At 41.0% G+C, this 7,501-nt stretch carries 10 protein-coding genes and 1 pseudogene; 8 read left to right on the top strand and 3 right to left on the bottom strand.

What is annotated here, in order from left to right; translation table 11 throughout:
* The 3 genes and pseudogenes from QZU77_RS09975 to QZU77_RS09965 all read left to right on the top strand — a co-directional run.
* Window positions 1-246: pseudogene (locus QZU77_RS09975) on the top strand (MATE family efflux transporter); the annotation flags it as partial.
* 50 nt (window positions 247-296) lie between these two features.
* On the top strand, window positions 297-740 hold the full coding sequence (locus QZU77_RS09970) for a hypothetical protein (protein ID WP_295603671.1): 444 nt from the start codon (window positions 297-299) through the stop codon (window positions 738-740).
* On the top strand, window positions 737-1,417 hold the full coding sequence (locus tag QZU77_RS09965) for a hypothetical protein (protein ID WP_295603669.1): 681 nt from the start codon (window positions 737-739) through the stop codon (window positions 1,415-1,417). The genes QZU77_RS09970 and QZU77_RS09965 overlap by 4 nt, the downstream gene beginning before the upstream one ends.
* 21 nt (window positions 1,418-1,438) lie before the next feature.
* Here the strand turns inward: QZU77_RS09965 and QZU77_RS09960 are convergent, their stop codons facing one another.
* Together QZU77_RS09960 and QZU77_RS09955 are read right to left on the bottom strand one after the other, a co-directional pair.
* Complete coding sequence (locus tag QZU77_RS09960; RefSeq protein WP_295603667.1) at window positions 1,439-1,819, bottom strand: hypothetical protein; 381 nt, start codon at window positions 1,817-1,819, stop codon at window positions 1,439-1,441.
* Window positions 1,820-1,858: 39 nt separating this feature from the next.
* Window positions 1,859-2,950 (bottom strand): cation diffusion facilitator family transporter, encoded by a 1,092-nt coding sequence (locus QZU77_RS09955; protein ID WP_295603665.1) that lies wholly within the window; start codon window positions 2,948-2,950, stop codon window positions 1,859-1,861.
* An 80-nt stretch (window positions 2,951-3,030) separates the two neighbouring features.
* On the opposite strand from QZU77_RS09955, the gene QZU77_RS09950 reads away from it, so the two are divergent.
* The 4 genes from QZU77_RS09950 to QZU77_RS09935 all read left to right on the top strand — a co-directional run bounded on the left by QZU77_RS09950 (window position 3,031) and on the right by QZU77_RS09935 (window position 5,533).
* Window positions 3,031-4,044, top strand: coding sequence for a multidrug transporter (locus QZU77_RS09950; RefSeq protein ID WP_295603663.1), 1,014 nt, complete (start codon window positions 3,031-3,033; stop codon window positions 4,042-4,044).
* Window positions 4,045-4,058: 14 nt separating this feature from the next.
* Window positions 4,059-4,727 carry a 2,5-diamino-6-(ribosylamino)-4(3H)-pyrimidinone 5'-phosphate reductase gene (locus QZU77_RS09945; protein WP_295603673.1) on the top strand — a complete coding sequence of 223 codons (669 nt, stop codon included), beginning with the start codon at window positions 4,059-4,061 and terminating at the stop codon, window positions 4,725-4,727.
* Between the two features lie 124 nt (window positions 4,728-4,851).
* On the top strand, window positions 4,852-5,346 hold the full coding sequence (locus QZU77_RS09940; protein ID WP_295603661.1) for a hypothetical protein: 495 nt from the start codon (window positions 4,852-4,854) through the stop codon (window positions 5,344-5,346).
* A 4-nt stretch (window positions 5,347-5,350) separates the two neighbouring features.
* Entirely contained in the window at window positions 5,351-5,533 is a 183-nt protein-coding gene (locus tag QZU77_RS09935) for a hypothetical protein (protein WP_295603659.1), read from the top strand.
* 208 nt (window positions 5,534-5,741) lie between these two features.
* Here QZU77_RS09935 and QZU77_RS09930 read toward each other — a convergent pair whose 3' ends face one another.
* Window positions 5,742-6,407: a histidinol phosphate phosphatase domain-containing protein gene (locus tag QZU77_RS09930; RefSeq protein ID WP_295603657.1), complete on the bottom strand. Its 666-nt coding sequence runs from the start codon at window positions 6,405-6,407 to the stop codon at window positions 5,742-5,744.
* Window positions 6,408-6,471: 64 nt separating this feature from the next.
* Here QZU77_RS09930 and QZU77_RS09925 point away from each other — a divergent pair.
* On the top strand, window positions 6,472-7,501 hold a 1,030-nt coding region (locus tag QZU77_RS09925; RefSeq protein ID WP_295603655.1), incomplete at its 3' end, for an FprA family A-type flavoprotein.

Below are 7,501 nucleotides of genomic sequence, written 5' to 3'. Positions count from 1 at the left end.
ATGATGTTTCAGGGAGTCGGTAAGGGAGTGTACTCGCTTCTAATCACTCTTTTAAGGTCACTGATACTTGAAACGGTGTTCGCATACATTTTCTGCTTCATCTTCGGATGGGGATTGACAGGAATCTATGCGGGAGTGGTGTTTGGTTGTTTTGTTGGAGGAACAGTCGGATACATCTGGGCGAAATTCTTCATACGCAAGTTCACCCAGATATCAATCAAGAAATTCACTCCACAAGAAGACTAGTTATGATCATATAACTAGTTTTTTATACTTTTTTTAACACAACATTAATTATGGAATTCATCCTCAACAACAAGAAATACTCTATTTTGAATCATGAACTATTCATCAACTACCTCATGGTCGAGTCATACTTCAAGGATTACGCCCTATACGATTATGACATCCATTACGAGTTCCTTGAACCGATCTATGAAAAGGAAAAGGTTGAATTTAGCGATATCCTCGAGGGAACACAGGACCTTGAGCTTCTAATCGAGAAGGGTGAAATTGACTTCATTCCATATGGCCTTAGAATAGACGAGCATTTGAACGGCAATTTCAAAATCACCTATCAGGATCTGGCTTTTAAGAACGTCACAGTCGGCGAGGCAATACCTTTGCTGATAGCGTTGAACAGCCTCCTGAACCACAAGCCGATAGTGACCCTCAGTCAAATAAATGAGGAGCTGACTAATTTTTTAGAGAAGTTCAAAAGCTACGAGGATAAAAAATGAACCACTTAAGGCAATTCCTATTGGATAACGGTGCCAATGAGGTCGGTTACGCAGACATCAGTGATGTGACGCCCAAAAAGGGATTGGATTATGGAATAGTATTCTACATGACATACCCCAGAGAGATTATCCGTACAATCAGGGACGCTCCAAGCATGGAGTATTTAAAGTATTATGATTACCTGAATGAGCAGTTGGATGATTTGGGATTATTGTGTGAAGAATACCTGATTGAGCATGGTTTTAAAGCATATGCGCAAACCCGAAAGCGATTGGGAATGGATTTTGGAGAGGATAATAGTTTCGAGCTTCCTCACAAAACCATTGCGACCCGTGCAGGTCTCGGCTGGATTGGGAAATCAGCACTATTCGTAACAGGAAAATATGGTTCCGCCCTAAGATTGATTTCAGTCCTCACCGATGCCCCATTGGATTGCGGCACGCCAATACTGGAATCAAGCTGCGGAAAATGCATGACATGCAAACAGACATGCCCTGCCGAAGCCATAAGAGGGTTGAACTGGAGTGTTGAATTGAATAGAAATGATTTCTATGACGACAGGAAATGCGAAGAGTATGTCCATAGGATTTGCCTTGAAAAGTTCAGCATGGATAAGTTGATTTGTGGAAAATGCATATACGAGTGCCCTCACACTCAAAAATACCTGTTAAAATGAAAAAAAGAAAAAGTTTTAGGATTAATGGTTAATCCTAGTGTTATAATATCTTACACCGTCAGTGTCATAGGTATACCATCTGTCAACCTCATCATCATAGCCTTCACCGATAACGGTAACGTATGAATCAGATTGCGGATTGTAAACCCTATATGTGCTGTTGCTTGTATTGGTGTCGTTTCTTGGGGAATTGTCTCCAACAACAGTGTCATTGGTCACATTGCCGTTCTCATCAATCATGATGGCGTCTGTGGTATTGTTGACAGTGCCGTTTGTCTGATTGGTTGCATTGCTTAACGGGTTTCCATGCTGGTTTTCAGTCATGGAAATGTATGCTCCAACTGCTATAAGGGCAATTACCAAGATGATTATACCAATTAAAAGAATATTCTTATTGTCCATCTAATCACCTTAATTAATATGTTTGTTCAATCTAGTATATTAATCACTCACATCATAATCGTCAATCATATGATAGTTGAACTCAGGGTGCAGTGACTTGATTTCCTCCAATATCTTCTGCTTGACGCTTTCACGGTCTGCGTCAAAGTCAACGATGATGTCGAAAGTGATGAGGTTTTCCTCCTCATAGACGATGAAGGCATGTATCTCCAGGACTTCAGGGTATTTGGATGCGATATTGTATAAATCGTCACGGATATTGGAGTAGGTATCGTTGTGAGCGTAGATTCCAACGGTGAGTATTATTGAGAATTCCTTGAATATCTTGGCTGAAATCCTCCTTGTCAGCTTTTGAATATCCAATGCGGTGAGTGTGTCATCGATTTCAACATGAACTGACCCCTGCATGTCCTCAGGTCCGTAGTTGTGAAGGCTCAAGTCATAGGCGCCGTAGACTTCAGGCATTTCACAGATTGACTCCTTGATCTTGCGGGAAAGCTCGGAGTCCACCCTTGCTCCGATCATGCTGTCCAGTGTTTCCTTGAGCATGTCGATACTTGCCTTTATGATGACTACTGCAATAATGACTCCCAGTATGCCCTCAAGGGAAACGTGGAAGAAAATGGAGATTATGGCCGCAACCAATGTTGAGAGTGAAAGTATCGCATCAAAAAGCGCATCGCTTCCGGAGGCCACAAGCGCCTGTGAGTTGATGTCCTTTCCGATGCGCTTCACGTATTGGCCCAGAAGAATCTTCACAACCACCGCCACGGCAACGATCACCAATGATACGGTGGTGTAGCTGGTCACGTCCGGATGGAATATCTTCGGCCATGACTCCATCAGTGCAGTGATTCCCGCCCACAACACGATGGCTGCAATGATTACGGATGAGAAATACTCGATACGACCATAACCATAGGGATGGTCCTTATCAGGTGCCTTGTTGGCCAGCTTGGCGCCCAGGATTGTAATTATTGATGATAATGCATCAGTCAAATTGTTGACTGCATCCAATGTGATTGCGATTGAATTGGTGGCGATGCCGACAAAAGCCTTGAAGCCAACCAGTATGAGGTTGACGACAATCCCTATAATGCTTGTTTTTACGATTTTATCTTGTCTTGACATGATTATTAAATTTATTTTTTGATTAATAAAACTTTTTAGTATGATTAATTATTTTAACCAGTAATAAAAGATATTTAAATATGATAATTTTACCACAACTTCCATTGTATGCGATAGCCATAATCTGCGGGTTACTATCATTTTTCGTAACCAGACTGGTTATGCCGAAAATGATTAAGAAACTCGAAGAGGCAGACATTGTCGGAAAAGACATTCACAAGTCATGGAAACCTGTAGTGGCCGAAATGGGTGGTTTCGGAATACTGTTCGGTTTCACGTTGGGAATGTTTTCCGGAATATACATGCACGAGATACTGGCATTCCCATTGGTTGTTGTGCTTGTCGTGATACTGCTTGTCGGGATAATCGGAATCATAGACGACCTTCTGGCACTCTCATCAAGGGGCAAGTTCTTCTTCCTTTTCCTGGCAGGATTGCCGCTAATATGGGCTGCTCCGCCGAACGTGGGATTGCTGTATCTGATAACCATTCCAATAGCATTGTCAATCGGATCAAACCTCACCAACATGCTCGCCGGCTTGAACGGCATAGAATCAGGCTTGGGAGTCATTTCAATGGCATCACTCACCATAGCATGCATAATACTTGGAAAATACGATGTGACCATCATTTCAATGAGCATGCTCGGTGCACTGATTGCATTTTTATACTTCAACCGCTACCCGGCCAAGATCTTCCCGGGAGACACCGGTACGCTGATTATCGGAGCGGCAATAATATGCATTGCATTCATCGGAAGGGTGAAGCTTATAGCATTTATAGTCCTGATGCCGAACATAATCGACGCCGCATTGAAGTTCTACTCAGCCGGTGTCATGAACCGCCAGCAGCAGAAGCCGACACAATTGAACGATGAGGGAAAACTCGTGCGTCCAGAGCAAGGGTTCAAGTCACTGATCAGACTTGTCTTGAGAAGGCCGATTGCCGAGAAGGATGCAGTTAAAATAATCTGGGCAATAGGCATAGTCTTTGGTGTTATAGGCATAATGGTTGCCTTGGTGATGCCGGGAATGCTTGAAAACCAGACACTAATGAATTTCCTGCAAATCAAGGAAATGTTCTACCATATATAAGAGGTGAAAAAATGATGAGGCCATATGTTATATTGAATGCAGCAATGACACTGGACGGCAAGATAGCAACCCGAACCGGAAGCAGCAACATCTCCGGCAAGGAGGATTTGGAAAGGGTTCATGATCTTAGAAAGGAATGCGATGCAATAATGGTTGGAATCGGAACAGTACTTGCCGATGACCCTAGACTGACAGTGCACAAGATTGACGCCAAGAGCGAGGACAATCCCGTACGGGTAGTGGTGGACAGCAAATGCCGCACTCCGATAGCTGCCAGAATCACCAACAAGGATGCCCGAACAATAATTGCCGGTGCCAACGAGTACAAGTACGATTTTATGGTCACCGACAGGTATGAAACATTCAAGAAGCGCGGAGTCGACTTTTTCTTCTCAGGCGACAAGAGAGTTGACCTGAGCCTATTGATGAGTTATCTTCATGAGGAAGGCATTGAAAAGCTCATGCTTGAAGGGGGAGCAACCCTTAACTTCTCAATGATCAAGGCAGGCCTCATTGATGAAATAAGGATATGCGTGGCCCCAATGGTTGTTGGAGGAGCCAATGCGAAGACTTTCTTTGACGGTGAAGGCTTTGACCTGATGGATGATGCTGTCAGACTGGAACTTACAGATTCATATGCCCTTGGAAAAGACTTGATTTTAACATATAAAGTCTTAAAATAATTCTTTTTTATTTTTAAGAAAAAATTGTCTGACAGTGAAATAATTACCTCATTTAAAACATACTACTTTTAATATAATGAATGACATATCATTATACACTCAAAATACCATTGTTCGTGATAGTATGTATGTAAATAGAATGAATAATTTTGATACCCTAAAAGACATATATGAAAAAATACATGATGTTTTTTCAAATATTCAAATTGGAAAAGACAAGTCAATTGATGAATTAGTGAAAATTTACTCCAATGATGATGAATTTTTAAACGAATTAAAAATTATCAATAAATCAATGGATGAAATAGTGTCTATTTTAAACACATCTGACTCATTAAAAAAAGAATTAATTCACTTCTTATCCATTCAAAGAATGATTAATTACATGTTAAATGATATTAAATTATTTTTAATCCATTTATCATTTATTGATGATTTGTTAATTAATTTTTTCAACTTGGTTCATGTTAAATTGATTGATAATAATCACTATGATGAGTATTACGATAAATTTTTCGCATATCTTGATAATCAAGAGGATTTTTTTTACACAAGAATTTTTGAATATAATGATGAATATGAAGAATTAATCGTAGAAGTGACTAACATCCTATGGTGATATCATGAATGCTTTTTTAGATACAAATGTAATTATAGGATACATTTTTTCTTTAGATGACTTGAATGAATCTTCTCAATTGTTAGTTTTCAAAAGCGATAAAATTCATTACTCTGCAAATGTTCAAAAAGAGGTCAATGATGTTTTTAGTCGTAAAAAATTTGAATTTGAAACATTTTTTTTCTAGATAAGATTGAAAATGAGAATCTTAGAGAATATCTTCATGGGGAGGATGAAGACATTCTTTTCGATGCAAACGAGTACTGTATCAACAATCCCTGGTTGAATCTCAAGTTCATAACGGCTGATAGGGATTTCATCAAGGCGTTTAATGCATTGAGCGATGAATTGTGCATTAGGGAATGCGTGGACTTATTGGAGTTTTCACTCAATAATTAAAGTATATTCTTCTTTTTTAACAGTTCATGTGGATTGTCAACAATTGCTTTTAAAGCCTCTTCATGTGTCAATCCGGCGCCTAAGGCGATCTGATAGGACTTGTCGAAGGTTATGATGTTGTCAGGTGAATGGGTGTCAGTGTTTACAAGCAGCTTGTTTCCGACTTCACGTGCAATATTGGCGACATGGCCGTTTCCAAGGCAATGGCCTTTGCGTGCGGAAATCTCCAAGTATATGTCGTTTTTCTTTGCGATTTCGGCCTCTTCACGAGTTATCAAACCTGGGTGGCCTAAGATGTCCACGTGCTTTGACTCGACTGCTGCACGGTTTGTTCCGGGAGTCACTGGTTCGTTAAGTGTTTCGCCGTGAACAACTACGATTTTGGCGCCAAGTTCCTTTGCCCTTTCGGCGATTCCGTCAATTGACTCGCATGGTGCATGGGTCACTTCAGCTCCAAGGACTACTGTAATGTCCCAGTTTGCGTTTATGTCATCTATTGCATCTTGGATTGCTGGTATTGTTTCAACGTTTGACCAGTCAACATGGTCGGTGATTGCTATTGCTTCATGGTTGAGTTTCAATGCTCTTCTTGCAAGCTCGGACGGCAGGAGTTCACCGTCGCTGAAGAGGCTGTGCATGTGTAAATCGATTCTTTTTGTCATATAATATTTTATATATTACTTAGAATATAAATTTATATAACTTAGATTATTTGAGGTTATATTAATGAAAGCAAAAGCAGTAAAAATGGCAGATGGTGTTTACTGGGTTGGAGTTATCCATTGGCATAGCAGAACTTTCCACGGATACGGCATTCCAGGAACCACCTACAATGCATATCTGGTATTCGGAGAGGAAAAGACAGTATTGATTGATAACGTTTACAGGGGAATGTTCGAGCAGTTCGATGCAAGGGTAAAGGACGCATTCGAACAGGAAGGCAAGGATTTCAAGATTGACGTGTTTGTTCAGAACCATTCTGAAATGGACCATTCCACTTTCCTAAGACAAACAATTGAGGAATATAATCCTGATGCTGAAATTTATGCTTCACAAAACTGCATAAACTTCCTTGAAGCACAATATCATAATTTCGGTGATTTGCAAATCAATGCAGTTGCAACCGGTGACGAACTGGACATTGGCGGCAGGACCTTGAAGTTCATCTCCGCACCGATGCTTCACTGGCCTGACAGCATGTTCACTTTCCTAGCGGAAGAGGGCATACTGTTCTCAAATGACGCTTTCGGCCAGCACGTTGCTCATTCCAAAAGATTCGATTCTGATTATGGAGTGGATTATCTTTTAAGGGAAGCTCAGAAATATTATGCTAACCTTGTGACACTCGGCTCACCAATGCTCAGGATGAAGCTTGATGAGTTGACCAACAATGGATTGATTAATGAAATCAAGATGATTGCACCATGTCACGGTCAAATCTGGACCAATCCTGCCCCTATCGTTGAGAAATACTCAGAATGGGGTTCAGGAGTATGCAAGGACAAAATCACTGTGATTTATGATACAATGCACCATTCAACCGAGAAATTGGCTTACCAGATTGCTGAAGGAATCATGAGCGAAGGCGTTGAAGTGGCAATGTACTTCATGCAGGAGGATGGTCCGGATGATGTCATCACTGACATTCTCGACTCCAAGGCAATCGCATTGGGCGCTCCGACAATGATGAACAAGCCGTTCCCTCGCATCGGTAACATGATGTACTGGTTGGACTGTGTCAACTTCAAGGGAACCG

The sequence above is a fragment of the uncultured Methanobrevibacter sp. genome (assembly GCF_902774605.1).
Classification (GTDB): domain Archaea; phylum Methanobacteriota; class Methanobacteria; order Methanobacteriales; family Methanobacteriaceae; genus Methanocatella.
Note: the sequence above shows the minus strand (reverse complement) of the source record. Positions and strands in the feature narration are given on the sequence as shown.